The organism is Paenibacillus sp. FSL R10-2782 (genome assembly GCF_038592985.1).
Taxonomy (GTDB): Bacteria; Bacillota; Bacilli; order Paenibacillales; family Paenibacillaceae; genus Paenibacillus; species Paenibacillus terrae_C.
This window is the reverse complement of record NZ_CP151951.1, coordinates 4,752,501-4,778,991: the sequence shown is the minus strand read 5'-3', so window position 1 is coordinate 4,778,991 and position 26,491 is coordinate 4,752,501. Positions and strand designations below refer to the sequence as shown.

Below are 26,491 nucleotides of genomic sequence, written 5' to 3'. Positions count from 1 at the left end.
ATTTTTTAATGAAAGGAGGTCTATGATTCATGGCAACAACAAGAATGAAAGAGCGTTTCTTGAAAGAAATCACTCCTGCCTTGATGCAGAAGTTCAGCTATACATCGGTAATGCAAGTGCCTAAAATCGAGAAGGTTGTAATCAACATGGGTGTTGGCGACGCAGTCCAAAACTCCAAAGTGCTTGATTCGGCTGTGAACGACATGCAGTTGATCGCTGGTCAAAAGCCAGTAATCACTCGCGCAAAAAAATCTATTGCAGGTTTTAAATTGCGTGAAAACATGCCGATCGGTGTTAAGGTAACACTTCGTGGTGAGCGTATGTATTATTTCTTGGACAAATTGTTCAACATCACGCTTCCTCGCGTACGTGACTTCCATGGTGTTTCGACAAAAGCTTTTGATGGACGTGGTAACTACACGCTTGGTCTGAAAGAGCAATTGATCTTCCCGGAAATCGAGTACGATCAAGTTGATAAAGTTCGTGGTATGGACATCGTTATCGTAACGACTGCCAAGACTGACGAAGAGTCCCGTGAGCTTCTGACTCAGCTGGGCATGCCTTTCGCAAAGTAATGTTGGCATATCGTTTCGGGCGTCTGATATAAAAGACACCCTGTTCTCCGAAACTATTTAGGAGGTGTCAGGCTAAGTGGCAAAAACTTCAATGAAAGTCAAACAACAACGCACACCAAAGTTTAAAGTTCGTGCTTATACTCGTTGCGAGCGTTGTGGTCGTCCACATTCGGTACTGCAAAAGTTTAAGATCTGCAGAATTTGCTTCCGTGAATTAGCTTATAAAGGCCAGATTCCTGGCGTGAAAAAAGCAAGCTGGTAAAAAGTCCTGTTTGGGAAGGAGGTTTATACACAATGACTATGTCTGATCCAATTGCAGATATGCTTACTCGTATTCGTAACGCGAACACAGTTCGTCACGAAACAGTAGAAATGCCTGCATCTACAATGAAAAAACAAATCGCCGACATCCTGAAACGTGAAGGATTCATTCGTGATGCGGAATTTGTTGAAGATAGCAAACAAGGGATCATCCGTGTTTTCTTGAAATACGGTGCGAACAACGAACGTGTTATTACAGGTTTGAAAAGAATCAGTAAACCAGGTCTTCGCGTTTACACGAAGAGCAATGAGATTCCACGCGTTCTGGGTGGACTCGGGATCGCGATCATTTCGACATCCAAAGGTATCATGACCGACAAAGAAGCGCGTCAGTCTAAAGCCGGCGGAGAAGTGGTTTGCTACGTTTGGTAAGATAACGTTTAAAAGATAGGAGGTGCAACAGATATGTCCCGTATTGGTCGTAAGCCAATCACAGTACCAAGTGGTGTTGACGTAACTTTGAACAACACAGCGATCACAGTTAAAGGTCCTAAAGGAACATTGACTCGTGAGCTTCATAAAGACATGTCCGTTACTGTGGAAAACAATGAAATCAACGTAATTCGTCCTTCGGACAACAAACTTCACCGCTCTTTGCATGGAACAACCCGCAGCGTTGTCAACAACATGGTAAGTGGTGTAACTGAAGGATTTTCAAAATCTCTGGAGCTGGTTGGGGTCGGATATCGTGCAAGCAAATCCGGAGATAAAATCGTTCTGAACGTTGGATACTCTCACCCGGTTGAAATCACACCGGAAGCGGGCATCGAATTCGAAGTTCCTTCGAACACTAAAATCATCGTTCGCGGAATTGATAAAGAGCGTGTAGGTGCCTATGCTGCTAAAATTCGTTCCGTTCGTGAACCTGAGCCGTACAAAGGTAAAGGGATTAAATACGAAGGCGAGCGCATCATTCGTAAAGAAGGTAAAGCCGGTAAGAAGAAATAAGTTTCTTACCGACTTTGTGCGGTCTTTCTTCCGGAAAGACTTCGTACTTCTTTTTTACCCAGTGCGTCTTAGTATAAAGCTTTAAAAGGCAAACTGAAGGGAGTGAAAACTTAAGATGATTACAAAACAAGATAAAAATAAAGCACGTGTCAGAAGACATCTGCGTGTACGTAAGAAAATCGAAGGTACGGCTGTTCGTCCTCGTCTGAACGTGTTCCGTTCTTCCAAACATATCTACGCACAATTGATTGATGATGTAGCTGGTGTAACATTGGTATCTGCATCCACTATGGATAAAGAACTGAGCAGCGAAATCAAAAACGGCGGTAGCGTAGAAGCAGCTCGTAAGGTTGGCGAACTCGTTGCTAAACGTGCAAAAGAAAAAGGTCATGCTAACATTGTATTTGACCGTGGTGGATACTTGTATCATGGACGGATTCAGGCTTTGGCTGATGCAGCTCGCGAAGCAGGCCTTGAATTCTAAGACATTTCTCAAAAGGAGGTTAACGACTTGCGTGTAGATCCGAACACTTTGGAACTGACTGAAAGAGTAGTAAATATTAATCGCGTAGCTAAAGTTGTCAAAGGCGGACGCCGTTTTAGCTTTAGTGCTCTGGTAGTAGTAGGCGACGGTAACGGCTGGGTAGGCGCTGGTATCGGTAAAGCTGGCGAAGTACCTGATGCGATTCGCAAAGGTATTGAAGATGCTAAGAAAAACCTGGTTCACGTTCCACTCGTAGGAACAACTATTCCTCACCTTGTTACAGGTAAGTTCGGTGCTGGCCGGGTTCTGTTGAAACCGGCATCGGAAGGTACTGGAGTTATCGCTGGCGGTCCGGTTCGTGCTGTACTGGAACTTGCTGGTGTAGGTGATATCTTGACAAAATCTCTAGGTTCTTCGAATTCCATGAACATGGTCAATGCGACATTGGAAGGTTTGTCCCGCTTGAAACGCGCTGAAGAAGTTGCAAAATTGCGCGGCAAATCCATCGAAGAGCTGCTGGGCTAAGGAGGGAATGTCATGGCGAAATTAGAAATTACCCTCGTTCGTTCGTTGATCGGTCGTCCTGGTACTCAAAGAACGACTGTTAAAACGCTCGGCTTGCGTAAAATCAACCATAAAGTAATTCAACCCGACAATCCAGCGATTCGCGGGATGATTAATCAAGTTAGCCATTTGGTTTCTGTTAAAGAAATTGAGGCTTAAGAAATAAAGCATTTTAACAATAATCAAGGAGGTGCAACGAACGATGAAGTTACATGAGCTTTCCCCAGCTCCAGGCTCCCGCAAAGAACGTAAACGTTTGGGTCGTGGTCCTAGTAGCGGTACGGGTAAAACTTCTGGTCGTGGTCATAAGGGTCAAAACGCTCGTTCCGGCGGTGGTGTACGTCCGGGCTTCGAGGGTGGTCAAAACCCACTGTATCGTCGCTTGCCTAAACGCGGTTTCGTAAATCCTACTCGTAAAGAGTATGCGGTTTTGAATATCGAAGATTTGAACAGTTTTGCAGCAGGTACAGAAGTAAGCCCTGAGTTTTTGCTGAACAATGGCATTGTGAAAAACGCGAAATCCGGAATTAAAATTCTGGGTAACGGTGAAATCACTGTGAAATTGACAGTTAAAGCGAACAAGTTCTCTCAATCTGCGGTAGAGAAAATTGAAGCTGCCGGCGGTAAAACCGAGGTGATCTAATGTTCAAGACCCTGAAAAATATATGGCGGGTTGAGGATCTTAGAACCCGAATCCTGTTTACCCTGTTTATACTGTTTGTATATCGTATTGGCTCCTTCGTGCCGGTTCCCGGCGTGAACAAGCAAGTCTTTACTTCTCAGGATCAGGCAGGAAGCGAGTTGTTTGGACTCCTTAACACCTTCTCAGGGGGCGCTTTGTATCAGTTCTCGATCTTCGCCCTCGGGATTATGCCATATATTACAGCGTCCATCATTGTACAGTTGCTGTCAATGGACGTTATTCCGAAACTTGCGGAATGGGCTAAACAAGGAGAGCATGGTAAAAAGAAGCTGGCTCAACTTACACGGTATGGTACGGTAATACTGGGCTTGATTCAAGCATTCGGAACGTCGATCGGCTTTAACCGACTGTATGGTGCAGCAATGATTCCAGGAGCCACTTTTGCAGATTATCTGGTAATAGCTATTGTGCTTACAGCAGGAACTACGTTCCTTATGTGGTTAGGTGAGCAAATTACCGAAAAGGGAATCGGCAACGGTATCTCTATCGTTATCTTTGCAGGGATCGCGGCAGGTATTCCAAGACATATTCGGACGGTTGTAGAATCCCAGTTTATTCAGGCAGATCAGCTGTTTATGAATATTCTGAAGGCAATTATTATTGCCTTGGTGATTATTCTGATTATTGTGGGTGTTATATACATCCAGCAAGGTATTCGGAAAATTCCGGTACAATACGCCAAACGTGTAGTTGGTAACAAGATGTACGGTGGCCAGAATACGCATATTCCGATGAAAATTAATGCGGCAGGCGTTATTCCGGTAATCTTTGCGGTATCATTGCTGCAATTCCCGACAATTATTGCGAGTTTTTGGGCAGATCATGCTTGGGCGAAGTGGATTACCACTTACTTGTATTATGACAAGCCGCTGGGTATGGTTTTGTATGTCGTAATGATTATCGGTTTCACATTCTTCTATACCTTTGTACAGATGAATCCGCAGCAAATGGCCGACAACATGAAGAAAAACGGCGGTTATATTCCGGGAATTCGCCCGGGTAAAGCCACGGAGAAATACCTGACACGAGTAATGTCACGTTTGACAATGACAGGAGCTTTGTTCCTGGCAGTCATATCCGTATTGCCGGTATTCTTCGGTTCGCTTTCGGGCTTGCCTCGTTCCGTGCAAATTGGCGGTACTTCATTGCTCATCATTATCGGTGTAGCATTGGATACAATGAAGCAGATCGAAAGCCAACTGATCAAACGCCATTACAAAGGCTTCATCAACAAATAGGCAACAGGTTCCGGCTTAGGATGTTCGCATACTTACCGGCACCTTTTGTGCTGTTTCTTGTGTAGGGGTCGTCTTGAGGAGTGACAGATTGTGAATATTTTAATCATGGGCCCTCCGGGGGCTGGTAAAGGTACACAAGCAGATGTCATTGTGAAGGAATTCGGCATTCCTCATATCTCGACAGGTGACGCGTTTCGCCTGGCGATGAAACAGGGAACACCTATTGGCATTAAAGCCAAGGAATATATCGACAAGGGTGAACTTGTTCCGGATGATGTAACGATTGGCATCGTTGAAGAGCGGCTGCAACAGCCGGACTGTAAGAAAGGTTTCTTGCTGGACGGTTTTCCAAGAACTTTGGCTCAAGCTGAAGCCTTGGATCAAATTTTGGGTCGTTTGGATACGAAGCTTGATGATGTCATCAACCTGAAAGTGGATCGTGACAAATTGTTGGTACGAATCACAGGACGGCGAGTTTGCAAAATCTGTGGAACTAGCTATCATGTTGTCTTTAATCCTCCGAAGGTTGAAGGCATTTGCGATAAAGATGGCGGGGAGCTCTATCAGCGCCCTGACGATAACGAGGATAGCGTAAGAACACGACTTGACGAATATAGTAATAAAACAGCACCACTCCTCACGTTTTATGAAAACCAGAATCTTCTGCGTCATATTGACGGAGAACAGGATATTGATGTGGTTTCCAAAAATATCGTGTCCTTGTTGCGGGGTTAGCTGTAATGATCATTTGCAAGTCGGGGACGGAATTAAGCTTTATGAGGAAAGCTGAGAGAGTGGATACGGAAACGAATCATTTCTTGGTGGAACACATCGAGCCCGGTATGACGACCGGTGAACTTGATCATTTAGCTGATCGGTATATTCGCAGTCAAGGAGCTGTGCCGTCTTTTAAAGGTTATAACGGTTTTCCTGCCAGCATTTGCGCTTCAGTCAACGAACAACTGGTGCACGGATTTCCCGGCAAACGCAAGTTAAACAAAGGCGATATCATCGCAAAGACTCGCCAGTTTACAATGTCGCATGCCATTCGGCAATATATTGAGAATCCAAACCGTGGTATTCCCGAACAGGGGACGATGCTGAAAACCGGCATGGTGCTGGCTATTGAACTCATGGTTCGTATAGGTTCTCGCCATGTGGGGGCGCTGGAAGACAACTGGACGGTCGTAACGGTGAACGTGGCCTCTCGTGCTCGTAACGAGCAAGCGGTGGCGGTCACAACGGACGGCATGGACATTTTCACGAAACTGAGTGCGTAGGTGATTTGAATGATTCAGCAAGGAAACCTGCAAATCGGTCAGCTGGTGAAGATTCTGAAAGGCAGAGATGTCGGACAGATTGCGGTTGTCGTTTCTATAGCGGACAGCAGGTTTGTATATATTGCAGATGGGGACAAACGAAAGTTTGATCAGTCGAAGAAGAAAAACGTTCTTCATCTGATGCCTCAGCCCAAGATTAGTAGCGAGGTTGTAAACAGTTTAAACGAAAGCGGTCGGGTGACAAATGGAAAGCTGCGTCATGCAGTGAAAACTTTCTTGGAGTCGTCCGAATACCAAGCTGAAGAGAAAGGAGACTGACTTTGGCCAAAGAAGATGTCATTGAGGTTGAAGGTACGGTAATCGAGCCACTGCCGAACGCTACGTTCAAGGTAGAGCTGGAGAACGGTCATCAAATTCTTGCACATGTTTCCGGAAAACTGCGGATGCACTTTATCCGTATTTTGACAGGCGACAAGGTGGTTGTACAGTTATCGCCTTACGATTTAACTAAAGGCCGTATTACGTACCGCAAGTAATTCATGCAGGTTTAATTAAACGTACGTCATTTAAAAAAAACTTGTTTTGCTCGGCAAAACGATGTGAATGTTCACGAAGCGAGTTTTACCAGGGTAAAGCTTGGAGGAGGTAATCAACATGAAGGTAAGACCTTCTGTAAAACCTATTTGCGAGAAATGCAAAGTCATTCGCCGTAAAGGGAATGTAATGGTTATTTGCGAAAATCCGAAACACAAACAAAAACAAGGTTAATAGAAGGGGGTGTAGCGTAAAATGGCTCGTATAGCTGGTGTGGATTTGCCACGTGACAAACGCGTTGAGATCGCCTTGACTTACATTTTCGGAATCGGTAAAACGACTTCTCAGAAAATTTTGAAGGAAACAGGCATCAGTGCAAACACGCGTGTTCGTGATTTGACTGAAGATGAAGTGAGCAAATTACGTGAAACGATCGACAAAGAAGTTAAAGTAGAAGGCGATCTGCGTCGTGAAATTTCCTTAAATATTAAACGTCTGACTGAGATTGGCTGCTACCGTGGTGTTCGTCACCGTCGTGGATTGCCTGTTCGCGGACAACGTACCAAAACTAATGCTCGTACCCGTAAAGGTCCTCGTCGGACTGTAGCGAACAAAAAGAAATAAGAAGGGAGGATAACATTCAATGGCTAAACCGAAAAAAGTTGTACGTACAAAACGCCGTGACCGTAAAAATATCGAGACTGGCGTGGCACACATCCGTTCCACGTTCAACAACACGATCGTTACGATCACAGATCCACACGGTAACGCAATCTCTTGGGCCAGCTCAGGCGGCATGGGATTCCGTGGTTCCCGTAAATCTACTCCATTCGCAGCTCAAATGGCCGCGGAAACAGCTGCTAAAGCTGCAATGGAACACGGCATGAAGACTGTCGAAGTCATGGTTAAAGGACCAGGCGCAGGACGCGAAGCAGCAATCCGCTCTTTGCAAGCAGCTGGACTGGAAGTTAACCTGATTAAAGACGTAACTCCGGTACCTCATAACGGATGCCGTCCTCCAAAACGTCGTCGCGTCTAATGAGATTTCTCCTCTGCGTGTAGTATAAATCCGGCACAAACTGCCAAGAATGGATGTTTAGGTATACTGCATGATAGACTATGGATAAGGTGAATGTTTCATATAGGAGCGACGTTTTGAAGGAGGGATATTGCAGTGATAGAAATCGAAAAGCCGAAAATTGAGACGGTAGACGTCAATGATGATGGCACCTATGGAAAATTCGTAGTAGAACCGCTGGAACGCGGGTACGGTACGACGCTGGGAAACTCGCTTCGCCGTATTCTGTTATCCTCGTTACCGGGGGCAGCAGTCACATCGGTTCAGATCGATGGAGTTTTGCACGAATTTGCAACGGTTCCCGGTGTGAAGGAAGACGTAACGGAGATCATACTGAACCTGAAAGCTTTATCGCTTAAAATCCACTCGGATGAAGAGAAGGTACTCGAAATCGATGCGGAAGGCGAAGGAGTTGTAACAGCAGGAGATATCCGTGCGGACAGTGATGTGGAAATTCTTAATCCGGATCTTCACATTGCTACGCTCGGACCGGGTTCGAGACTTCACATGCGTATTTTCGCCAATCGCGGTCGTGGTTACGTTAAGCAGGATCGGAATAAACGTGATGACCAGCCGATCGGCGTCATTCCCGTCGACTCCATCTACACTCCGATTTCACGTGTTAACTACGGCATTGAAAATACGCGTGTCGGCCAGGTTACGAATTACGACAAGCTGACACTTGAGGTTTGGACTGACGGAAGTATTCGCCCTGAGGAAGCAGTAAGCCTTGGAGCAAAAATTTTGACCGAGCATGTGATGTTGTTCGTAGGTCTAACCGACGAAGCAAAAGATGCGGAAATTATGGTAGAAAAAGAAGAAGACAAGAAAGAAAAAGTTCTTGAAATGACGATCGAAGAGCTGGATCTCTCCGTCCGTTCATATAACTGCCTTAAGCGTGCTGGTATCAATACGGTACAAGAACTCACTACTAAATCTGAAGAAGATATGATGAAGGTTCGCAACCTGGGCCGCAAATCTTTGGAAGAAGTACAAGAGAAGCTCGAGGAACTTGGTTTAGGACTTCGTACGGAAGAATAGTATAGCAACGTTTTTGTGAAGGAGGGGAAACTACATGGCATACCAAAAATTGGGCCGTAACTCCAGTGCCCGTAAAGCTTTGTTTCGTGATTTGGTAACCGATTTGTTCTTGTACGAGCGTATCCAAACTACTGAGGCTAAAGCGAAAGAAGTTCGTTCTATTGCTGAAAAACTGATCACTAAAGCGAAAAAAGGAGATCTGCACGCACGCCGTCAAGTGGCTGCGTTCGTTCGCCGTGAAACTTTGGATGGTGAGCAGGATGCAATCCAAAAGCTGTTTAGCGAATTGGCTACACGTTACACTGAGCGTCCAGGTGGATACACTCGTATCTTGAAATTGGGACCTCGTCGTGGCGATGCCGCTCCAATGGTATATCTGGAACTGGTTGACCGCGCGTAAACAGGCGAAGATGAGGGAAGGGTGGACAGAATCAGCTTGATTCTGAACAACCCTTTTTTTCTCTTGGAGGAGTCCTTGAGGGGCTTCTCCTTTGTTATGTACGGTTTTTCCTTATAAGGCCAGTGAATACCCCTGCAAAGGTGTGAGAAACATGCGGAATTTGTGCATGAAGGTGAACTATGACGGAACCCGCTATGATGGCTTTCAGACGCAGCCCAGTGGTAATACCATTCAGGACTATCTTGAAAATGCTATCTACTCATTGACGGGCGAACGTCTTAAAATCACAGGCTCAGGCCGCACAGACGCTGGTGTACATGCATATGGCCAGGTATTCAATTTTCATACTGAATCACCGATCCCCATACAGCGCTGGTGTCTAGCACTCAATGCCTGGCTGCCTCGTGATATTATCGTTACGGATGCGAAAGAGGTGCCGTTGTCCTTTCATGCACGCCGTATGGCGAAGCGGAAGACGTATCGGTACAGCATTAATGCGAACCGATTTCCGGACATCTTTCACCGTCGTACACAGGCACATCACCCGACGAGTTTGGATATACGAGCGATGGAGGCAGGGTTGGCCCATTTGGTCGGCACTTTTGACTATACATCGTTCGCATCCCGACGTTCCCAGAAAACGAATCATGTCCGCACTATTTACGAAGCCTACATGACGGTAGACTATTCCTTTTCACGTCCGGGTTCGGATGATCAGGGAATTATTCATACGTATATTACTGGCAGCGGTTTTTTGCAGCACATGGTCAGGATCATTATGGGCACTTTGCTGGAAGTGGGAGAAGGCAAAAAATCGGCGGATGATATTTCTTCCATTTTGGAGGCTAAAAACCGCTCAAAGGCCGGTCCTACGGCTGTTGGACATGCTTTAACCCTCTGGAATGTGGAGTACGACGAAAACATTAAAAAACTTTGATTTTACCCTTGCAGAATTGATGGTTTTCCTGTAGTATAAAAGTTGTGTTTTCTTAATGGCTTTCCCACAGCCCCAATTAAGATGATCACTTTCAAGCAACATCTATTCCATCAATTTTTAGCAACTTAACGAACGAAGATAAATGATGATTTCTGTTAACGAACTTAAGGAGGAAACTTTTTATGCGTACTACGTATATTGCCAAGCCAAATGAAGTTGAGCGCAACTGGCACATCATTGATGCCGAAGGCAAAACGCTTGGTCGTTTGGCAAGCGAAGCGGCTGCGTTGATTCGCGGCAAACACAAGCCACAGTTTACACCACATGTGGACACAGGTGATTTTGTTGTTGTAATCAATGCGGAGAAAATCGTATTGACTGGTAAGAAAATGGAGAACAAAAAATACTATCGTCACTCCCTGCATTCGGGTGGTCTGAAAGTAACGGTTGCACAAGACATGGTTAAGAACAAGCCTGAGCGTATGCTGGAATTGGCTGTTCACGGTATGCTTCCTAAAACTCGTCAAGGCGAGAAAATGAAGCTGAGACTTAAAGCTTACAAAGGCGCAGAGCATCCACATGCAGCACAAAAACCTGAAGTTTACGAACTTCGCGGATAATTAAAAGGGAGGACAGTTTCATGGCACAAGTACAATACTATGGGACAGGTCGTCGTAAACATTCGGTAGCTCGTGTTCGTCTCGTACCGGGTGAAGGACGCATTGTCATCAACAAGCGTGATATTAATGAATATTTCGGTTTGGAAACACTCAAACTGATCGTAAAACAACCATTGAACCTGACTGAAACAGTAGGTAGCTATGACGTACTCGTTATCGCTCATGGTGGTGGTATCTCTGGTCAAGCAGGTGCAATTCGCCACGGTATTTCCCGTGCTCTGCTGAAAGCAGATCCGGAATTCCGTCCAGCTTTGAAAAAAGCAGGCTTCCTGACTCGTGACCCACGTATGAAAGAACGTAAAAAATACGGTCTCAAAGCCGCTCGTCGTGCACCACAGTTCTCGAAACGTTAATTATCAACATTCAAAGGCTCTCAACCAATTGGTTGGGGGTCTTTTTTTATGTCTAAAAATGGCCTGCAACCATATGTTTGACTACACTTAAATTAAAGCCCAATGTGTTTTGAAATTTAGCAACCGTTTGTTCATTGAGGTTATTTGTCCCCTTGTGTGTTTATCCCCACCTCCTTTGATTTGTACGCCACTTTTAAGTAAGGTAAGGGATTATTATTTCAGGCATTATAAAATAGATGTTAACCATTTGCTTGAAAAAGGTCTTTAAGAGCAAGTAATCATTTTTTTTCATTCCTTGCTTCGATCAATAGCTTCGCTCTTCCATTTCATTTTATCGCATATTTTTTCCTCATGCTGTTATTCGCTCCGCCATAGATTACGCTGCTTGTAGAGGCTTGTCTGTCGCTCGGCATGTGATTCCCGAGAATTACTACTCATCAATTTAACCAAGATAACGGGGGAGAACCCAGACTACCTTGTCCTCCTTATCATGAGAGTGAGCTTCTGACCGTCAAAACATTGGCTCTCAGGCACGATAGACCCGTGAGCGAACGTAATCTAACCTTGGTGAAGAACCGCACTTGTGGGAAACTCACTGCAATATCAGCCAGACAATCTATCGTGATTCGGCTTCGTAAGAGCGTTTAAGGCAGTAAAAGTTATGAGCTTAGATCATTGAAAATAATAAGCAATGTTAATAAGACCTATGTTTGCAATGTGAAGTTACATATTTGTAAAAAACATGTGCTTTTAATTACAAAGCAATCTGTTAATATACTCGTAATCAATACTTTATATTGTGTTATGTACACAATTTGGTTTGGATGGTGTTCCAAACTGAAAATGAATGAACCGTAGTGAAGAATAAAGAGATGAGAAAGGTAAAATATTATGGATTACTTAATATATAGATTAGCGGATTATGTAGCTGATCTTAAATATGCAGATTTATCACAAAGAGCAATTGAGGTAGGAAAACAGGCCATACTCGACTCATATGGGAACATGATGTTTGGTCGCTACTGCGAAGCAAGTGAACGCATTATGGAGTACGCAAAATTATCAGATACTGTAGTAAAAAATGAAGATTTAGTACCTTTAATAGGAGAAGAAGAAATCTTAACTGGTTCCGATACTGCTGTGTTTGTACATTCGATGATGGCACGCTGCGCAGATTTGGATGATGGTTATAGACATGCTATGGGCCACCCTGGTTCAGGCTTGGTACCGCTGTTACTTAGTATGGCACAGTTATACAAAAAAGATGGAAAAGAGATGATTGCATCTATTGTAGCAGCTTATGATGTATATGCTCGTTTGGGCGAGGCAATCAATCCCTTTATGTATCGTGAAAGAGGTTTTGATGCTACCGGCGTTTGTGGTGCAGTTGCGGCAGCGGCGTTGGTTTCCAAATTGATGGGTGCGGATGCTATAAAAACAAAGGATGCTATGGGGATTGCTTCTCTATTTACGGGAGGATTAATTGAATATCAAAATGACGGAACTTCTGGGAAGATCATGTGTAGTGGTTGGGGTGCATTGACTGGTATGAGGGCAGTAAGACTTGCTTCCTGTGGATTTACCGGACCCGATGCTGCACTTGAAGGGAAATATGGTTTTTTTCAAGCGTTTAAAGGCACTAGTGGTCATTGCGACATGAGTCAGGTATTGAGCAATCTTGGCGAGGAGTTTAAAATTACCAGCATATATTTTAAACGCCATGCTTGTCAGAGGGGACTCCATGCAGTCTTGGATGCGATGTTAGACCTTAGAGAGAGCTATGACTTAACGCCAGCTATGATTAAATCTATAGATGTAAGAACATCATCATTCGTGTATCGCCTATCCAATCCGAATCCAAAGACAGCAATTGGTGCGCAAGCAAGCACTCAGTTCACTTCAGCAGTAGCTTTAAAATATGGTCGTATGGACTCAGAGGAACTGATATTTAACAGTTTCAGTGATCCTGAAATTAAAGAATTGGTTCAAAAAATTACAGTTACGAAGGATGATGGAGTCGAAGAATACCTGGCTAAGAATCCTACACATTTTTGTGCAGCTAAAGTTATCTTAGTAACTTGTGATGGAAAAACTCACGAAAGATGGGCCCCAGTACCTTTAGGAGATGTGGAAACTCCTTTTGGATGGGATATGCTCAAACTAAAATTTGATCATTTGGTTGCAGGAACCCCTTGTGAAAAATCTAAAGATGAAAGATTTGATCTTCTGAAGCATCTTGAGAATAGTGATAATATCTACGAGTTATTCCGACTATAAAAAAACATCGTGGCGAATTAACAATCATTCGCTACGATGTTTTTTATTACTCAATAGGGGTGGAATACGGACTACATAATCGCTTGATTATATTTTTCAAATCTTGTATATAAGACGGAAATTTTTTATTTTTATGATAAATCAGAGCAAGAGGATTGACTGACGTAAAGTTTGCAATGGGGAACACATTTAAGTGAGAGTAACCATTTTTAAACTGATTCAATTGATTGATTCCAGACAGATACATGGTTAAACAAAAGCTGGCAGCATAATCTTCTGCACATAAGAGGTAATGTATATCAGGCTGAGTCAATTCGTTAATGCAATTTAAAGATACACCTAGTTCTGATAGATGTTTATCCAGAAGAATACGGGAATTAAAGTTTTCCTTATTAAGTACGAACGGGATTTGCTGAAATAATCGTAAGTCGGCACCTTTGGCAAAAGTCTCTTTACATTGTGGGTAATCATTTGGGAAATACTGCTTGAGTAAGTTGTCAGAAATGACAATATACATACGCTCATTGACGACTATCTCGTATTTCAAGTTATGTGAAACTAAATTACTTACACCGGACAGGAATAAATCAAGGGAATTATTGAGTACCATTTCCTGCATCTGTGGCGAGGTTGTGCGATGAATATTTAATTTAACTTTAGGATGGAGGTTATGAAATTCTTTTAGTAATTTAGGAACTATGATCGGATACCGACCTTCTGTAATGCCAAAATGAATGGTACCTGATTTGGCATCTTTTATATCTGCGAGTTGATTTTCTAGATTCTGTTCCGAAAGCTCTATTTGACGTAGAGTATCCAACATAGTTTTACCTGCAGGAGTTAATGCGAATTTTGGCTTCCTTTCAAAAAAAGAAACCCCATATCTTGCTTCCAATCCCTTAATGTATTTGCTCAAACATTGATGAGAGATGAACAGACGCTTGGCTGCACTAGATATATTCAGCTCTTCGGACAGAACAAGAAAATATTTGTAATTGTTTACCATAAAATCCTCCGTAATTTGAATTGTGTCATTTTAACATGGGGTGTAGCTAGAGTAAAGTTATATTTATGCTGCAAAAAAAGCTAGGTGAAGTGTAATAAATATCTGTATTAACTGCAACTAATTATTACATACATGAAATATATATGTGATTTTTGGTTGCGTGTATCTATGCTAAACTGTGAGTAGTTAAAAGTAAAGTAGTCAACACATTAAAATAAGTAGGGGATGGTGAACATGAGTAAAGTTGCGGTTATGTTAGCAGAAGGATTTGAAGAAGGCGAAGCTTTGACGATTGTGGACATTTTAAGACGGGCAAATATAGAGTGCCACATGATTAGTACCGGAGGTGAGCGGGTTCGCGGTTCTCATGACATCGTAGTCCAAGCGGATGCAATTATCAGTGATGATGTAAAACAATACGATATGATTGTATTACCGGGTGGTTTACCAGGAGCTACAAATCTGCGGGACGACGACAGAGTGATTAACTTACTACAGGAGATGAATCGTGCTGGTAAATTTGTATGTGCCATGTGTGCTGCACCCATTGCTTTAGGAAAAGCAGGCATATTGGAAGATAAGAATTTCACAGCATATGTAGGATATGATCAGAAAATAGAAACCACTGGTGTCTTTAAAGAAGATATCGTTGTAGTTGATGGTAATGTAGTTACCAGCCGAGGACCTGCAACGACTTACGCGTTTGCTTATGCATTGATAGACGTACTTGGTGGAGATAGCTTGGCGGTTAAAAATCGTATGGTTTATTTTAATGCATTTGATGCTGAATAGGGGGTATAGAGATTATGAGTAAAATTGCAGTGTTGATGGCAACGGGTTATGAAGAGGGTGAGACATTAACCATAGTAGATATCTTAAGAAGAGCAGGTCTTACATGCGATACTTTTTATTTTGAAGATAAGCTGGTTAAAGGAATGCACGGGATATATGTGGAGGGTGACAAAGCCTTTGGTGAAGAAGTAAAAGAGTATGACATGATCGTTTTGCCAGGTGGACGCCCAGGGGGGCAGAACTTGAAAGAAAATCCGGATGTCATACAAATGGTACAGTATTTTAATGATCATGATAAATATATAGCTGCTATGTGTTCTGGTACTGTTGTCTTATCCGATGCGAAGGTAATTGACGGTAAAGAGGTGACAGGCTATACAGGTTATGCAGAAAAACTGCTTGGAGGTATCTTCAAAGATGAAGTTGTCGTAGCGGATCAAAATATCGTTACAAGTCAGGGACCGGCAACTCCATATCCATTTGCATATAAGATTGCGGAGATATTCGGGAAAGACACATCCGTTTTACGGGAGAAAATGTTATACAATTTTGCTGGCGGTAAATAAAAGAGCTTTGGCCAAAAGGGGGCGGAATGAATGAAGACAGAAGATTTGGCTAAGCAAATATTAGATATTATAGGGGTCAGCAATATAACATACGCAACACACTGTGCAACAAGGCTGAGGTTCAATGTAAAGGACGAAGCCTTGGTTGATTTGAAAGCGCTTGATCGGCTAGAAGGTGTTTTAAAAGCACAGTTTAGCAGTGGTCAATTGCAGATTGTCATAGGTGCAAAAGTAAAGTCCGTTTTTGACGCTGTCAGCGGAATACTTGATTTGGAGCCAAACAACATCGAAGTTCAAGAGGTAAAACAGAAGAAAAATCCCATCTCAAGGGTTGTAGAAACGATTGCTGGTGTGTTTGGACCGGTTATTCCGGTATTGATAGGCTGCGGTATGGTAAAGTCGGTGTTTTCAATCTTGATTGCTATGAAATTGATTGAAACAAGCAGTGGTACCTATCAGATATTTAACTTAATTAGTGATTTGATTTTCTACTTCTTCCCCTTTTTCCTTGCGGTCAGTGCGGCAAAGAAATTCAAAACAAATGAATATCTGGCTGTTGCCTTAGCAGGAGCCTATATGTACCCTACGATTATGGAAGGAGCAATGAATGCGGCAAAAACGGGGATCAGCAGCTTAAGCTTTTTTGGACTCCCGATTCTGCTTGTAAACTACAAATCAACAATCATTCCAATTATCCTTTCTGTGTGGGTAATGAGCTATGTCTATCGATTTATTGATAAACGGATTCCAGATATGTTTAAAATATTGTTTGTACCTATGCTTGTGTTATTTATTATGGTTCCGCTTGGATTAATTGTTATTGGACCTTTTGGAACATATATTGGTAGTAGTGTAGCCCAAATTGTAACTTATCTTTATACTGCCAATGGTGTTATTGGAGCTTTCTTATTTGGCACATTCAGGCCAGTCCTAATTATCTTTGGTATGCATTATGCGATTACGCCAATTAACAGTCAGCTCATTGCGGAGTATGGGTACTCTGTCATATCACCTGCCAATTTAACTGGCAATCTGGCTCAAGCAGGGGCATGTCTTGGAGTATTCTTGTTACTGAAAAATAAGATAAGTAAGTCTGGTGCATTAACGAGTGGTGTAACCGCATTATTTGGTATTACAGAACCAGCTATATTTGGATATAACCTGAAATATAAAAAACCTTTTATCTGTGCTATGGTAGCTGGAGGTATTGGCGCTGCCTATATAAATGTATGGGGCGGCGGAGCAACTGCTTTGATTTTACCAGGGTTATTGGCACTTCCCACATACATTGCGGATAGCTATATTCATATTTTAATTGGCGTTGCTATTAGCATCTCTTTGGCATTGATCGGGGTATTGATCTTTGGCATAGATGAGGATAAAGTACCAGCCAGCGTATCTGGAAGTACCGGAACAACAGATGCTGCGACAAGTACTGCAGCAGCTACAGTACAAAATACATCTGCAGAAAAAATGAATTCGACGAGTGAAGTAGCTAGTCCGGGTGAAAAGATCATGGTTGGTTCTCCGATTAATGGGGTTGTAAAAAACATATCTGAAATTGATGATCCTATATTTGCATTAGGTAGTGGTGCTGCAATTGAATCAGAGGATGGAAAAGTTTTCGCACCCTTCGATGGGACAGTATTGTCGTTGTTCCCTACCAAACATGCTATAGGCTTGGTATCCGCTGAGGGAGTAGAAATGTTAATTCATGTGGGAATAAACACCGTAAAATTAAAAGGTAAATATTTCACTACACATGTACAACAAGATCAGAAAGTAAAACAGGGAGACCTGCTGATTGAGTTTGATCGGGAAGCAATTAAAGCAGCAGGATTTGATACTGTAGTACCGGTTATTATATCTAACACCTATGCATACCAGGGTGTAGATCAGGTAGCAGTCAATCGAGTTGCAAAAAATGAGGCGTTGTTATGCATTCATACCTAGAGGTGGAATTTCATGAGTAGACTATCAGCTGATTTTTTATGGGGCGGTGCGGTTGCTGCTAATCAGATCGAAGGTGGATGGAATAAAGGAGGTAAGGGGGTCAGTGTCAGTGATGTAATGGCTGCTGGCGCCCATGGGGTAGAACGGGAAATTACGGACGGAATTGTAAGTGGTGTCTACTATCCAAGTCATGAGGCAAGTGATTTTTTTTCCCGCTATAAGGAAGATATCGAGTTATTTCATGAGATGGGGTTTCGATGCTTTCGAACCAGCATCGCATGGACCAGAATATTTCCAAATGGAGATGAAGAAGAGCCAAATGAGGAAGGATTGCAATTTTACGATAAAATGTTTGACGCTTGTCTGAAATATGGAATTCAACCAGTCGTTACGATATCTCACTTTGAGATGCCGTACCATTTAGTAACTGAATATGGCGGTTGGAGAAATAGAAAGCTGATTGACTTCTATCTTAACTATTGCAAGACGGTGCTTACTAGATATAAAAACAAGGTTAAGTATTGGATGACGTTTAATGAAATTAATATGATTGTCCGAAAACCTTGGAAACCTGGTGGAATTAAATTCTCAGAAGGAGAAAACAAGCTGCAGGTAGAGTATCAGGCAGCTCACTATATGCTCGTAGCAAGTGCAAAGGCAGTAAAGCTTGGCAAAGAAATAAATCCAGAGTTTGTTATAGGATGTATGTTTCTTCATCCAACCTCTTATGCAGCAACCTGCGATCCAAATGATGTATTGGCACATGTAAAGAAACTTCAAGAAGCGTATATGTTTTTGGATGTTCATGTCCGGGGAAAGTATCCTAATTCTTATTATACATTTTTGCAAAAGAAACAACTGGAAATTCAAACTTTGCCAGAAGATGAGGTTGTTCTGAAAGAGGGAATTGTTGATTATATCGGATTTAGTTATTATTCCAGTTCGGTCGCAATTGCTAATCCAACAAATCAGAATATGAGTGAGGGCAATGAGATTAGTGGATACAAGAATCCTCTTTTATCAGCCAGTGAATGGGGATGGCAGATTGATCCCGTCGGTCTTCGCATTACACTTAACTGGTTATACGATAAGTATCAGATACCGCTATTTATTGTAGAAAATGGCTTGGGCGCAGTGGATACAATTGAAGAAGATGGTAGCATACATGATCCTTACCGGATTGACTATTTTAGAAGGCACGTAGAAGAAATGAAAAAAGCTGTATTGGAAGATGGTGTGGAACTAATGGGTTACACTCCTTGGGGATGTATTGACCTTGTTAGTGCCGGAACTGGAGAGATGAAAAAAAGATACGGTTTTATCTATGTAGATAAAGATAACGATGGAAATGGAACATTAGAAAGGTACAAAAAGGATTCCTTTTATTGGTATAGGGAATGCATTAAAAGTAATGGGGAGAATATTTAACTGTTAAAAAAGGACGTGTTGCAAACTAACTTTATGAGTTAGGGGCACACGTTCTTTCTTTTTAAGAAGATCATTCCCAAATGAACTGTATAAGAATATTTTATATAAAGTCAATGAACCTGGTCGAATGCCGGGGATATGGTTATAGAATGCTGACAGAACAACCTTCCTGCTGATTTCTGACTGAGTAGTGTTAATATCAGGCCCACATACTGTGGATTGACAATGAATATGAAAGTTTTATACTTTATTTATTCTTATTAGTTTAGTCGGCTTTTGCAACATGGTACTTATTTATGAATCTTCAGACGGAGGCGCATTAATAATGAATTTATTGGAGAAAGAAGCATTGATTAAGGTTAAGGCGATTGAACTGGAAGAGGCTACGCCTGAGGAAATTATTCAGTATGCTGTTCATACGTTTCCGAATCTTACCTTTGCTTGTAGCTTTGGGGCGGAGGATGTGGTACTAGTAGATATGCTGCAAAAAATTAGTCCCTCCAGTGATGTTTTTTATTTGGACACTGACTTTCATTTTCAAGAAACGTACGATACGCGTGATCAGATGAAGGAAAAATACAACATGGATTTTGTGCGGGTATCTCCCTTAATTACTCCGGAAGAGCAAGCGGCCAAGCATGGAGAAGAGCTTTGGAAATCAGATCCCAACACATGCTGTGGTATACGTAAAGTAGAGCCACTGACACGTATTTTATCACAATACGATGCATGGATTACCGGAATTCGTCGAGATCAGGCTCCTACCCGTGCAAATGCAAAAAAGATAGAGTATGACGAAAAGTTCGGCCTTGTTAAATTCAACCCGTTGGCAAGTTGGACAACAGAGGACGTGTGGAATTACATTCATACGCATAAAGTGCTGTATAATCCCCTACATGATCGTAACTTTCCCAGCATCGGTTGTGAGCAATGTACGCGTCAAGTCCTTCCGGGCGAAGATCCTCGTGCTGGACGCTGGTCAGGTAATGAGAAAACGGAGTGTGGACTCCATCAATAACGATACACAATTAGCTGCGAATGGCATTTAAGAACAGAAAGGAAGTACATTATGACTGCAATTCTTCCGCATGGTGGAACGCTTATAGATAGAATTATTGTAGGTTCAGAGCAAAAAATACTTTTGCAGGCCGCTCGTGAATTATTTCCTATCCGTGTAAATTCGTGGACTATTTCCGATCTGGATTTGATTGGAGTGGGGGCATTTTCTCCACTGACAGGGTTTATGAACGAAGCCGACTATCGGTCGGTGGTAGCAGATATGCGTCTTGCCGATGGCACAGTCTGGAGTATCCCCATTACGCTTGCGGTTACGGACAGCATAGCCGGGGAGCTGGCATTGGGGCAGCAGGTTGCTTTAGTGGGTGAAACGGACGGTATCATATATGCTGTACTTGATATTGAGAGCATATATCAGGTTGATCAGACAGAGGAGGCCAGAAGTGTATTCAAGACGAATGATCCGGCGCATCCTGGTGTCAAAAAACTTTTGGAGCGACCAGCTACTTATGTAGGGGGATCTGTGCAGGTGCTGAATCGGCCGGAACCCTCGCAATTTGGTGAGTTTTATTACACACCGGCGCAGACGCGCAATCATTTTGCTGAAAAAGGCTGGAAAACAGTAGTCGGATTTCAAACGCGTAATCCCGTACACCGGGCGCATGAGTACATCCAAAAAAGCGCGATGGAGATTGTCGATGCGTTATTTCTAAATCCGCTCGTTGGTGAAACCAAATCAGATGACGTTCCGGCAGACGTGCGTATGAAGAGCTATCTGGTGCTGCTCGATAACTATTATCCGGCTGACCGTACCTTTTTGGGCGTGTTTCCTGCTGCCATGCGCTATGCGGGTCCGAGAGAGGCTATTTTTCATGCCATTGTGCGGAAGAACTACGGTTGTACCCATTTTATTGTAGGGAGGGACCATGCGGGTGTAGGAGACTATTACGGCACGTACGAAGCACAGGACATTTTCAAAAACTTCACACCTGAGGAACTGGAGATCACCCCGTTGTTTTTCGAGCACAGCTTTTATTGTACCCGATGTGGAAATATGGCCTCTAGCAAAACATGCCCTCATCCCAAGGAACATCATTTGACGCTTTCGGGCACCAAAGTACGGGAATTGTTACGCTCCGGGGTTTGCCCGCCACCTGAATTTACACGACCTGAAGTTGCCCAAGTGTTGATTGAAGGTATGAAAGAATTTGTTCATTCCTGAGTTGTACTATTTACACGCCTCGTCCCATATAGATCATTAGTATCTGTATAGGGACGGAGGCGTTTTGTTATGCAAAAAAACAATCGTAAACACGAGGTTACACTGTGGATTCGCTATCGGACGCTGAAAAAAATACTGCTGGGCTGCTGTCTCGCCGTTCTGTTTATCACGCTGGCTCTGTATGAGATACCTGCTTCGAGAGCCTGGACTCATTGGAGTCTTCCGCTTTCCGGTAAAGTAATTGCCATAGATGCAGGACATGGAGGGCCCGATGGAGGGGCTGTCAGCAAAGAAGGTGTCATCGAGAAGGACATTAATCTGGCGATTGCCTTTTATTTGCGGGATTATTTGCAGCAAGCAGGAGCCGTTGTCGTCATGACTCGGGAGGCTGATCGTGATTTGGCGCAGCAAGAAACAAAGGGCTATGCAAGAAGAAAAACGGAGGATCTGAAGCAGCGTGTACGCATGATTGAAGAGCATAAAGCGGACCTCTTTTTAAGCATTCACATGAACAGCATCCCGTCGAGCCGCTGGAGTGGCGCCCAAACCTTTTACGTACCGAATCATGCGGATAACGAAAATTTGGCCTCCCTCATTCAGGAGGAGATTAAACGCAACCTGGAGAACACAGACAGAGTAGCCAAGACGGTGAATACGGTATATTTGCTCAAGGCCCTCAAAATGCCATCAGCTCTCGTTGAAGTCGGTTTCTTATCCCATCCAGAGGAAGCCAGACGACTGAATGACGAGACCTATCAGAGACAGGTGGCGGCAGCGATTTACAAGGGAGTGCTTCGTTATAGTGCTGGGGAAAAAAAGGCATCGTCAGCACCTGAGGTCAGATAGTGGTATACTGTAAGTGTTTACAACTACGTAAATTCATTGAAGCAGAGGTGCTGATTATTCATGCAAACCAGAGAGCAAGTTATAGAGCTACTTCATCAGGTACGAGAGCCTCACACAGGTCATCGTTTGGTGGATATTCATTTTATTCGGGATGTTGTTATTAAAGAGGATCGTGTATCCTTGACCGTGATTAGTCTGGATCCGGAGGAAGGGGCACGTGCAGAGCTGGAGCGGGAAATCAGGCAGACGTTGGAAGAAGTTGGGCTGAGCCATATTCATATTCGTATTCGTGAAGCGTCTGACCATGAAAGATCCTCTATTCAAACGGGAGAGCATGTGGAGGAAGCGTCTGACCCGGTTTTGACTAAGGGACATGCTGCCGGTATGGAAAAACATGAGCTGCTGAATCCGGCATCTGGTGTACGTTTTATTGCGATTGCCAGCGGAAAAGGCGGTGTTGGGAAATCGACGGTGGCTGTCAATTTAGCGGCTGCCTTGGCTAGACAGGGCAAACGTGTAGGTTTGATTGATGCTGACATCTATGGATTCAGCGTACCAGATATGATCGGAGTTGAGGACGTTCCTACCGTAGAAGAAGGTATTATTCAGCCGGTGGAGCGATTTGGTATTAAGATTATGTCTATGGGCTTTTTTGTCAGGGAGAACAACCCAGTGATTTGGAGAGGTCCCATGCTGGGAAGAATGCTCAGACAGTTTTTTAGCGATGTAGAATGGGGCGAGCTGGACTATATGATTCTTGATCTACCGCCGGGAACAGGGGATGTGGCGCTTGATGTACACCAGATGATCCCGCAGAGTGAAGAAATTATTGTGACCACCCCTCATGCCACGGCAGCCTTTGTCGCCGCACGTGCAGGAGCAATGGCGCTCCAAACGGATCATAAGGTCATTGGCGTTGTGGAGAACATGTCCTATTATGTATCCTCTACCGGAGAGAAGGACTATGTTTTCGGCCGTGGAGGTGGGGCTATGCTGGCGGACACCCTTCATACAAAGCTGCTGGCGCAAATTCCGCTAGGTATTCCAGATAATCATCCGTCAGAGGCGGATTTCTCACCATCTGTATATAAAACCGAATCGGCAACAGGAGCGATCTACAACGATATCGCCTCCCAAATTACGACGTTGCACACCGAATCTGAATAAGAAAAAAGGCTGGTTGCTGAACCAGCCTTTTTATTATTGACTCCCTTGTCCGCCGCTGCTATCTCCACTACCGCCACCTTGTTTTTCACCACTTGATCCATTTTGACCACCACTTTTTTTCTCAACCTTGGGTTGAAGCTCTTCTTGTACGACAGTTTTGAGTAAATTCATGACCTCAAGTCGGAAAATAGGATTCTGCATCGCATCGTGCATAACCGTCATAGATTGTTTGCGGTATTCAGGGGTTTTAGTTAAATCCATATACATTTTGGTTAGTTCTGGCGATTTGAGCATCGCCTCAATAGATTTTTGATAAGAAGGGTCTTTAATAAGTTGCATATGAAGTTGCTTACTTTGGCTGTTGATGGCCTTGGCAAATTCACCGGCAAAGCGCGGATCAGTCATAATTTTTTCGATTTCCTTTTTGTATTCTGGAGAAACCAAGGTATCCTTGACTGCGATTTTCATCTGTTCTGCTGACTGTGTAGGCATAATCATTTTCATCCCCATACTGCCGCCACCGGAACCTCCCCCAGATCCACCGCTTTCGCTATCTTGACCGGATTGCCCTTCTTTGGAAGAGCTGCTTTCTCCCGTCAAAGCCTCCTCCACTGCTTTTTTCCCGTCATCGCTTTTTAAAATATCGACAACCATCGTTTTCATTTCTTTATAGCTGTTCTGGGGAGGCGCGGAGCTCTGGTCCGAACCACAGCCGGTCAGCGCAACGCCCAGTACGCATATCATGCTGACTAATCGCAAACGAGTCCAATTCATGGTCGTATTCCTCCTTCATCATGAATGTGGATAGTATGCGAATGGATAGGGTGAAATATGTCGCCTGACTTTTGGTTTTTTGTTGAGAACGTTGTAAAATAACTCCTTAAAGCCCCAAAGCCTGATCACGAACCTCTTTGCCTTTTACTGTGCCCTGTTGAAGCAGTTCGGATACAGTTACAAATTCATAACCTTGCGCACGCAATTTGTCGATAATAACGGGCAGCGCTTCATGAGTTTGCTTACAGGAATCACTGGCATGCAGAAGAACTATGTCGCCGGGATGTGCTTTCTTCACAACACGGTCAATAATGACCTGAGTACCTGGGTTTTTCCAATCTAAAGAGTCCGTGTCCCACTGGATTGTTTTATAGCCTAAAGTGCTTGCGACCTGAAGAACCCTTTTGTCGAAATCACCATTAGGCATACGGATCAACTTCGGCGTTTGCCCGGTCAGCTCAGTTAAAGTGGTGTGGGCTGTTGAAATCTGCTTACGAATCTCCTCATCGCTTAGACTGCTGTAATTTTCATGTTTATGTCCATGGCTGCCGATCTCAAATCCGCGATCTTTAATCTGATTCACAAGCTCCGGATGTGTTTTGCTCCACGGGGAAGAAAGAAAGAAGGTAGACTTGGTTACTTTTTTGTCTTCAAGAACCTTTAAGATGGGCTCAGTACGCTTATCTCCCCAACTAATGTCAAAGGTAAGAGCTATCAGCTTTTTGTCTGTGGGTACACTATAAATGGCCGCTGGTGCTTCCTCGGAAAAAACGGTAACATTATCGGTTTCAACATAAATAACCCCAATAGCGAAAATGGCCGCCGCCGCTACGATAAAGAACCGTTTAATTTTTTTGCCGTTCAGTACATAAAAAAAAGAATTCATGGTTAATAACGCCCCTTTCATCATAGAAGTGCTTGTTTACTTAAAGCTATGCCTGGGGTTGTCAATTATGCCATTGGACTAACAGGAGGTATTGATCTGATGGGAATAAAAGCATTTCTTCACGATTTACACACGACAAGACGGTTGATTTTAGTTTCCGCATTTCTGTTTTGCATAAGTATTGTGGTGGGCTGGTTAAGTACAGGCGCTATTCAATCTATATTGGCTCAACAATTGTCAGGGTTGGGGGAAGTGGCTCAGCGTTTACAACAGTCTGAACATCCTCAATGGAGCTTTTTTGTGTTCATCTTTTTCAATAATGCGATCAAGTGTGTGCTGGTTATATTTATCGGGGCCTTATTTGGAATCGTACCGATTGTATTTTTGATTATGAATGGGATGGTTTTGGGGTTTGTCGTGCACTTACAGGCGGATACGGGCAGAAGCTTGTATGAGGTTATTGTAAAAGGACTGCTTCCGCATGGTGTAATTGAATTACCTGTTTTAATTATCGCCTGTGCTTTCGGTTTGAAGTTTGGAGGGCAGGTGATGTCCTCGATCGGTGCAGGCATAGGGGGGAAACGAAAAGGGCTTGCTCTAACATGGGAGTTGTTTATGAAACAGACGTTGAGGGTGTCAATATGGTCCGTTGTCCTGCTACTTATTGCTGCTGCAATTGAGAGTGGAATAACGTATCGTTTATTGTCACATTAAAATATTATGGTCCGTTATTTATATTTTTCCTGAAAATTGAACATAACAAAGGGGAGAGCCCGAAGAGAAAACATGATTAAATCCGAATAAGTTTGAAACCTTAGTAGTTGAGTTTAAAAACATGTAAAGACTGGAACAATAGTTGAACGAATATAAGCACTATATAATAAGCTGATAAGGGAGTATGGTCATATGCTTGGAATGCTGTTTAACGAAAAAGAATGCAAGGAACTGGATTATGTTCTTCGTAAGGAACTTGACGAAATGCTGCTTGATATGAGCGATACCCGGTTGGATCAAGATATTCGTTATGCGATAGCGCTTCGGTATAAAACAGTTTTCCGCATGTATGCCCGCTTTGCACCCGCCAAGGAACTATCCAAATATGCCCGTAGAGGCCGAGTCCCCCAAACCAAACAATAAAAATATAAGAGCTAATTATAAAATCAAAGATATCAGGAAGTTAACCCTCAAGAAGTTTAGACTTTCTGATATCAAAATAAGTGTTGACTCTATTTAGGATTCATGGTAAATTAATTTTCGTTCCTTTTTGAGGAATTTGCTCGAAAAAAGAATTTTAAAAAAACTCTTGCAAATCTCAAAAAGTAATGATATATTATAAAGGTCGCCACTGAAACGCGGTGATGAAGCAGAGCAAGACGAAATGTAAGTTTGATCTTTGAAAACTGAACAACGAGTGAGTACGG

35 protein-coding genes are annotated in these 26,491 nt (G+C 43.2%); 32 read left to right on the top strand and 3 right to left on the bottom strand.

The window, feature by feature from the left end; genetic code table 11:
* Nucleotides 1-29 precede the first annotated feature (29 nt).
* The 22 genes from rplE (at nt 30) to NST83_RS21930 (ending at nt 13,413) form a co-directional block, all read left to right on the top strand.
* Nucleotides 30-575 (top strand): 50S ribosomal protein L5, encoded by a 546-nt coding sequence (gene rplE / locus NST83_RS22035; protein WP_014278309.1) that lies wholly within the window; start codon nt 30-32, stop codon nt 573-575.
* A gap of 76 nt (nt 576-651) precedes the next feature.
* Nucleotides 652-837 (top strand): type Z 30S ribosomal protein S14, encoded by a 186-nt coding sequence (locus NST83_RS22030; RefSeq protein WP_013312154.1) that lies wholly within the window; start codon nt 652-654, stop codon nt 835-837.
* A 32-nt stretch (nt 838-869) separates the two neighbouring features.
* Entirely contained in the window at nt 870-1,268 is a 399-nt protein-coding gene (rpsH, locus tag NST83_RS22025; RefSeq protein ID WP_014278308.1) for a 30S ribosomal protein S8, read from the top strand.
* A 33-nt stretch (nt 1,269-1,301) separates the two neighbouring features.
* Nucleotides 1,302-1,844 carry a 50S ribosomal protein L6 gene (gene rplF, locus NST83_RS22020; protein WP_014278307.1) on the top strand — a complete coding sequence of 181 codons (543 nt, stop codon included), beginning with the start codon at nt 1,302-1,304 and terminating at the stop codon, nt 1,842-1,844.
* A gap of 115 nt (nt 1,845-1,959) precedes the next feature.
* Complete coding sequence (gene rplR, locus NST83_RS22015; protein ID WP_007432568.1) at nt 1,960-2,328, top strand: 50S ribosomal protein L18; 369 nt, start codon at nt 1,960-1,962, stop codon at nt 2,326-2,328.
* Nucleotides 2,329-2,355: 27 nt separating this feature from the next.
* Nucleotides 2,356-2,853 carry a 30S ribosomal protein S5 gene (gene rpsE / locus NST83_RS22010; protein WP_013312151.1) on the top strand — a complete coding sequence of 166 codons (498 nt, stop codon included), beginning with the start codon at nt 2,356-2,358 and terminating at the stop codon, nt 2,851-2,853.
* Between the two features lie 12 nt (nt 2,854-2,865).
* On the top strand, nt 2,866-3,051 hold the full coding sequence (rpmD, locus tag NST83_RS22005) for a 50S ribosomal protein L30 (RefSeq protein ID WP_014278305.1): 186 nt from the start codon (nt 2,866-2,868) through the stop codon (nt 3,049-3,051).
* 43 nt (nt 3,052-3,094) lie between these two features.
* On the top strand, nt 3,095-3,535 hold the full coding sequence (rplO, locus tag NST83_RS22000) for a 50S ribosomal protein L15 (protein ID WP_013312149.1): 441 nt from the start codon (nt 3,095-3,097) through the stop codon (nt 3,533-3,535).
* Nucleotides 3,535-4,833 (top strand): preprotein translocase subunit SecY, encoded by a 1,299-nt coding sequence (secY, locus tag NST83_RS21995; RefSeq protein ID WP_025685931.1) that lies wholly within the window; start codon nt 3,535-3,537, stop codon nt 4,831-4,833. Before rplO ends, secY begins: the two co-directional genes overlap by 1 nt.
* 90 nt (nt 4,834-4,923) lie before the next feature.
* A complete protein-coding gene (locus tag NST83_RS21990; RefSeq protein WP_134912318.1) occupies nt 4,924-5,568 on the top strand; it encodes an adenylate kinase in 645 nt (214 codons plus the stop codon).
* Between the two features lie 5 nt (nt 5,569-5,573).
* On the top strand, nt 5,574-6,113 hold the full coding sequence (locus NST83_RS21985; RefSeq protein WP_342415673.1) for a M24 family metallopeptidase: 540 nt from the start codon (nt 5,574-5,576) through the stop codon (nt 6,111-6,113).
* A gap of 9 nt (nt 6,114-6,122) precedes the next feature.
* Nucleotides 6,123-6,431: a KOW domain-containing RNA-binding protein gene (locus NST83_RS21980; protein ID WP_134912322.1), complete on the top strand. Its 309-nt coding sequence runs from the start codon at nt 6,123-6,125 to the stop codon at nt 6,429-6,431.
* A 2-nt stretch (nt 6,432-6,433) separates the two neighbouring features.
* On the top strand, nt 6,434-6,649 hold the full coding sequence (gene infA, locus NST83_RS21975) for a translation initiation factor IF-1 (protein WP_006212898.1): 216 nt from the start codon (nt 6,434-6,436) through the stop codon (nt 6,647-6,649).
* 118 nt (nt 6,650-6,767) lie between these two features.
* A complete protein-coding gene (rpmJ, locus tag NST83_RS21970; RefSeq protein WP_003333770.1) occupies nt 6,768-6,881 on the top strand; it encodes a 50S ribosomal protein L36 in 114 nt (37 codons plus the stop codon).
* Nucleotides 6,882-6,902: 21 nt separating this feature from the next.
* Nucleotides 6,903-7,271, top strand: a complete 369-nt coding sequence (rpsM, locus tag NST83_RS21965; RefSeq protein WP_007432560.1) for a 30S ribosomal protein S13 — start codon at nt 6,903-6,905, stop codon at nt 7,269-7,271.
* Between the two features lie 19 nt (nt 7,272-7,290).
* The gene (gene rpsK / locus NST83_RS21960) at nt 7,291-7,686 is read left to right on the top strand and encodes a 30S ribosomal protein S11 (RefSeq protein WP_013312144.1); all 396 of its coding nucleotides are present in this window, start codon (nt 7,291-7,293) and stop codon (nt 7,684-7,686) included.
* A 135-nt stretch (nt 7,687-7,821) separates the two neighbouring features.
* Entirely contained in the window at nt 7,822-8,766 is a 945-nt protein-coding gene (locus NST83_RS21955; protein WP_014278300.1) for a DNA-directed RNA polymerase subunit alpha, read from the top strand.
* Between the two features lie 34 nt (nt 8,767-8,800).
* Nucleotides 8,801-9,166 carry a 50S ribosomal protein L17 gene (gene rplQ, locus NST83_RS21950; RefSeq protein WP_013312143.1) on the top strand — a complete coding sequence of 122 codons (366 nt, stop codon included), beginning with the start codon at nt 8,801-8,803 and terminating at the stop codon, nt 9,164-9,166.
* Nucleotides 9,167-9,317: 151 nt separating this feature from the next.
* The gene (gene truA / locus NST83_RS21945) at nt 9,318-10,103 is read left to right on the top strand and encodes a tRNA pseudouridine(38-40) synthase TruA (protein WP_342415672.1); all 786 of its coding nucleotides are present in this window, start codon (nt 9,318-9,320) and stop codon (nt 10,101-10,103) included.
* 182 nt (nt 10,104-10,285) lie between these two features.
* Nucleotides 10,286-10,723, top strand: coding sequence for a 50S ribosomal protein L13 (rplM, locus tag NST83_RS21940; protein WP_137060418.1), 438 nt, complete (start codon nt 10,286-10,288; stop codon nt 10,721-10,723).
* Nucleotides 10,724-10,743: 20 nt separating this feature from the next.
* Nucleotides 10,744-11,136 carry a 30S ribosomal protein S9 gene (gene rpsI / locus NST83_RS21935; protein WP_013312140.1) on the top strand — a complete coding sequence of 131 codons (393 nt, stop codon included), beginning with the start codon at nt 10,744-10,746 and terminating at the stop codon, nt 11,134-11,136.
* Between the two features lie 891 nt (nt 11,137-12,027).
* Nucleotides 12,028-13,413 carry an MmgE/PrpD family protein gene (locus NST83_RS21930; RefSeq protein ID WP_342415671.1) on the top strand — a complete coding sequence of 462 codons (1,386 nt, stop codon included), beginning with the start codon at nt 12,028-12,030 and terminating at the stop codon, nt 13,411-13,413.
* A gap of 46 nt (nt 13,414-13,459) precedes the next feature.
* On the opposite strand, the gene NST83_RS21925 is transcribed toward NST83_RS21930, so the two are convergent.
* Nucleotides 13,460-14,419: a LysR family transcriptional regulator gene (locus NST83_RS21925; RefSeq protein ID WP_342415670.1), complete on the bottom strand. Its 960-nt coding sequence runs from the start codon at nt 14,417-14,419 to the stop codon at nt 13,460-13,462.
* 234 nt (nt 14,420-14,653) lie between these two features.
* On the opposite strand from NST83_RS21925, the gene NST83_RS21920 reads away from it, so the two are divergent.
* The 8 genes from NST83_RS21920 (at nt 14,654) to NST83_RS21885 (ending at nt 23,410) form a co-directional block, all read left to right on the top strand.
* A complete protein-coding gene (locus NST83_RS21920; RefSeq protein ID WP_137060415.1) occupies nt 14,654-15,211 on the top strand; it encodes a DJ-1 family glyoxalase III in 558 nt (185 codons plus the stop codon).
* Between the two features lie 14 nt (nt 15,212-15,225).
* Nucleotides 15,226-15,777, top strand: a complete 552-nt coding sequence (locus NST83_RS21915) for a DJ-1 family glyoxalase III (protein ID WP_137060414.1) — start codon at nt 15,226-15,228, stop codon at nt 15,775-15,777.
* Between the two features lie 30 nt (nt 15,778-15,807).
* The gene (locus NST83_RS21910) at nt 15,808-17,730 is read left to right on the top strand and encodes a glucose PTS transporter subunit IIA (protein ID WP_342415669.1); all 1,923 of its coding nucleotides are present in this window, start codon (nt 15,808-15,810) and stop codon (nt 17,728-17,730) included.
* Nucleotides 17,731-17,742: 12 nt separating this feature from the next.
* Nucleotides 17,743-19,158: a 6-phospho-beta-glucosidase gene (locus NST83_RS21905; protein WP_137060412.1), complete on the top strand. Its 1,416-nt coding sequence runs from the start codon at nt 17,743-17,745 to the stop codon at nt 19,156-19,158.
* Nucleotides 19,159-19,483: 325 nt separating this feature from the next.
* Nucleotides 19,484-20,176, top strand: a complete 693-nt coding sequence (locus NST83_RS21900; RefSeq protein ID WP_342415668.1) for a phosphoadenylyl-sulfate reductase — start codon at nt 19,484-19,486, stop codon at nt 20,174-20,176.
* Nucleotides 20,177-20,227: 51 nt separating this feature from the next.
* On the top strand, nt 20,228-21,397 hold the full coding sequence (sat, locus tag NST83_RS21895) for a sulfate adenylyltransferase (protein WP_342415667.1): 1,170 nt from the start codon (nt 20,228-20,230) through the stop codon (nt 21,395-21,397).
* 69 nt (nt 21,398-21,466) lie between these two features.
* Nucleotides 21,467-22,243, top strand: a complete 777-nt coding sequence (cwlD, locus tag NST83_RS21890) for an N-acetylmuramoyl-L-alanine amidase CwlD (RefSeq protein WP_342415666.1) — start codon at nt 21,467-21,469, stop codon at nt 22,241-22,243.
* 60 nt (nt 22,244-22,303) lie between these two features.
* Entirely contained in the window at nt 22,304-23,410 is a 1,107-nt protein-coding gene (locus tag NST83_RS21885) for an Mrp/NBP35 family ATP-binding protein (RefSeq protein WP_342415665.1), read from the top strand.
* Nucleotides 23,411-23,443: 33 nt separating this feature from the next.
* Here the strand turns inward: NST83_RS21885 and gerD are convergent, their stop codons facing one another.
* Together gerD and pdaB are read right to left on the bottom strand one after the other, a co-directional pair.
* A complete protein-coding gene (gene gerD / locus NST83_RS21880; protein ID WP_342415664.1) occupies nt 23,444-24,184 on the bottom strand; it encodes a spore germination lipoprotein GerD in 741 nt (246 codons plus the stop codon).
* Between the two features lie 106 nt (nt 24,185-24,290).
* On the bottom strand, nt 24,291-25,070 hold the full coding sequence (gene pdaB, locus NST83_RS21875) for a polysaccharide deacetylase family sporulation protein PdaB (protein WP_342415663.1): 780 nt from the start codon (nt 25,068-25,070) through the stop codon (nt 24,291-24,293).
* 99 nt (nt 25,071-25,169) lie between these two features.
* Here pdaB and NST83_RS21870 point away from each other — a divergent pair, with 99 nt between their 5' ends.
* Together NST83_RS21870 and NST83_RS21865 are read left to right on the top strand one after the other, a co-directional pair.
* The gene (locus NST83_RS21870; RefSeq protein WP_342415662.1) at nt 25,170-25,784 is read left to right on the top strand and encodes a stage II sporulation protein M; all 615 of its coding nucleotides are present in this window, start codon (nt 25,170-25,172) and stop codon (nt 25,782-25,784) included.
* A 192-nt stretch (nt 25,785-25,976) separates the two neighbouring features.
* Nucleotides 25,977-26,207, top strand: coding sequence for a hypothetical protein (locus tag NST83_RS21865; RefSeq protein ID WP_013312131.1), 231 nt, complete (start codon nt 25,977-25,979; stop codon nt 26,205-26,207).
* Nucleotides 26,208-26,491: the final 284 nt, after the last annotated feature.

Coding starts and splice junctions, on each gene's coding strand:
- rplE (WP_014278309.1), top strand. CDS start 30: ATGGCAACAACAAGAATGAAAGAGCGTTTCTTGAAAGAAATCACTCCT.
- rpsH (WP_014278308.1), top strand. CDS start 870: ATGACTATGTCTGATCCAATTGCAGATATGCTTACTCGTATTCGTAAC.
- rplF (WP_014278307.1), top strand. CDS start 1,302: ATGTCCCGTATTGGTCGTAAGCCAATCACAGTACCAAGTGGTGTTGAC.
- rplR (WP_007432568.1), top strand. CDS start 1,960: ATGATTACAAAACAAGATAAAAATAAAGCACGTGTCAGAAGACATCTG.
- rpmD (WP_014278305.1), top strand. CDS start 2,866: ATGGCGAAATTAGAAATTACCCTCGTTCGTTCGTTGATCGGTCGTCCT.
- rplO (WP_013312149.1), top strand. CDS start 3,095: ATGAAGTTACATGAGCTTTCCCCAGCTCCAGGCTCCCGCAAAGAACGT.
- secY (WP_025685931.1), top strand. CDS start 3,535: ATGTTCAAGACCCTGAAAAATATATGGCGGGTTGAGGATCTTAGAACC.
- NST83_RS21985 (WP_342415673.1), top strand. CDS start 5,574: ATGATCATTTGCAAGTCGGGGACGGAATTAAGCTTTATGAGGAAAGCT.
- NST83_RS21980 (WP_134912322.1), top strand. CDS start 6,123: ATGATTCAGCAAGGAAACCTGCAAATCGGTCAGCTGGTGAAGATTCTG.
- rpmJ (WP_003333770.1), top strand. CDS start 6,768: ATGAAGGTAAGACCTTCTGTAAAACCTATTTGCGAGAAATGCAAAGTC.
- rpsM (WP_007432560.1), top strand. CDS start 6,903: ATGGCTCGTATAGCTGGTGTGGATTTGCCACGTGACAAACGCGTTGAG.
- rpsK (WP_013312144.1), top strand. CDS start 7,291: ATGGCTAAACCGAAAAAAGTTGTACGTACAAAACGCCGTGACCGTAAA.
- rplQ (WP_013312143.1), top strand. CDS start 8,801: ATGGCATACCAAAAATTGGGCCGTAACTCCAGTGCCCGTAAAGCTTTG.
- truA (WP_342415672.1), top strand. CDS start 9,318: ATGCGGAATTTGTGCATGAAGGTGAACTATGACGGAACCCGCTATGAT.
- rplM (WP_137060418.1), top strand. CDS start 10,286: ATGCGTACTACGTATATTGCCAAGCCAAATGAAGTTGAGCGCAACTGG.
- rpsI (WP_013312140.1), top strand. CDS start 10,744: ATGGCACAAGTACAATACTATGGGACAGGTCGTCGTAAACATTCGGTA.
- NST83_RS21930 (WP_342415671.1), top strand. CDS start 12,028: ATGGATTACTTAATATATAGATTAGCGGATTATGTAGCTGATCTTAAA.
- NST83_RS21925 (WP_342415670.1), bottom strand. CDS start 14,419: ATGGTAAACAATTACAAATATTTTCTTGTTCTGTCCGAAGAGCTGAAT.
- NST83_RS21920 (WP_137060415.1), top strand. CDS start 14,654: ATGAGTAAAGTTGCGGTTATGTTAGCAGAAGGATTTGAAGAAGGCGAA.
- NST83_RS21915 (WP_137060414.1), top strand. CDS start 15,226: ATGAGTAAAATTGCAGTGTTGATGGCAACGGGTTATGAAGAGGGTGAG.
- NST83_RS21910 (WP_342415669.1), top strand. CDS start 15,808: ATGAAGACAGAAGATTTGGCTAAGCAAATATTAGATATTATAGGGGTC.
- NST83_RS21905 (WP_137060412.1), top strand. CDS start 17,743: ATGAGTAGACTATCAGCTGATTTTTTATGGGGCGGTGCGGTTGCTGCT.
- NST83_RS21900 (WP_342415668.1), top strand. CDS start 19,484: ATGAATTTATTGGAGAAAGAAGCATTGATTAAGGTTAAGGCGATTGAA.
- sat (WP_342415667.1), top strand. CDS start 20,228: ATGACTGCAATTCTTCCGCATGGTGGAACGCTTATAGATAGAATTATT.
- cwlD (WP_342415666.1), top strand. CDS start 21,467: ATGCAAAAAAACAATCGTAAACACGAGGTTACACTGTGGATTCGCTAT.
- NST83_RS21885 (WP_342415665.1), top strand. CDS start 22,304: ATGCAAACCAGAGAGCAAGTTATAGAGCTACTTCATCAGGTACGAGAG.
- gerD (WP_342415664.1), bottom strand. CDS start 24,184: ATGAATTGGACTCGTTTGCGATTAGTCAGCATGATATGCGTACTGGGC.
- pdaB (WP_342415663.1), bottom strand. CDS start 25,070: ATGAATTCTTTTTTTTATGTACTGAACGGCAAAAAAATTAAACGGTTC.
- NST83_RS21870 (WP_342415662.1), top strand. CDS start 25,170: ATGGGAATAAAAGCATTTCTTCACGATTTACACACGACAAGACGGTTG.
- NST83_RS21865 (WP_013312131.1), top strand. CDS start 25,977: ATGCTTGGAATGCTGTTTAACGAAAAAGAATGCAAGGAACTGGATTAT.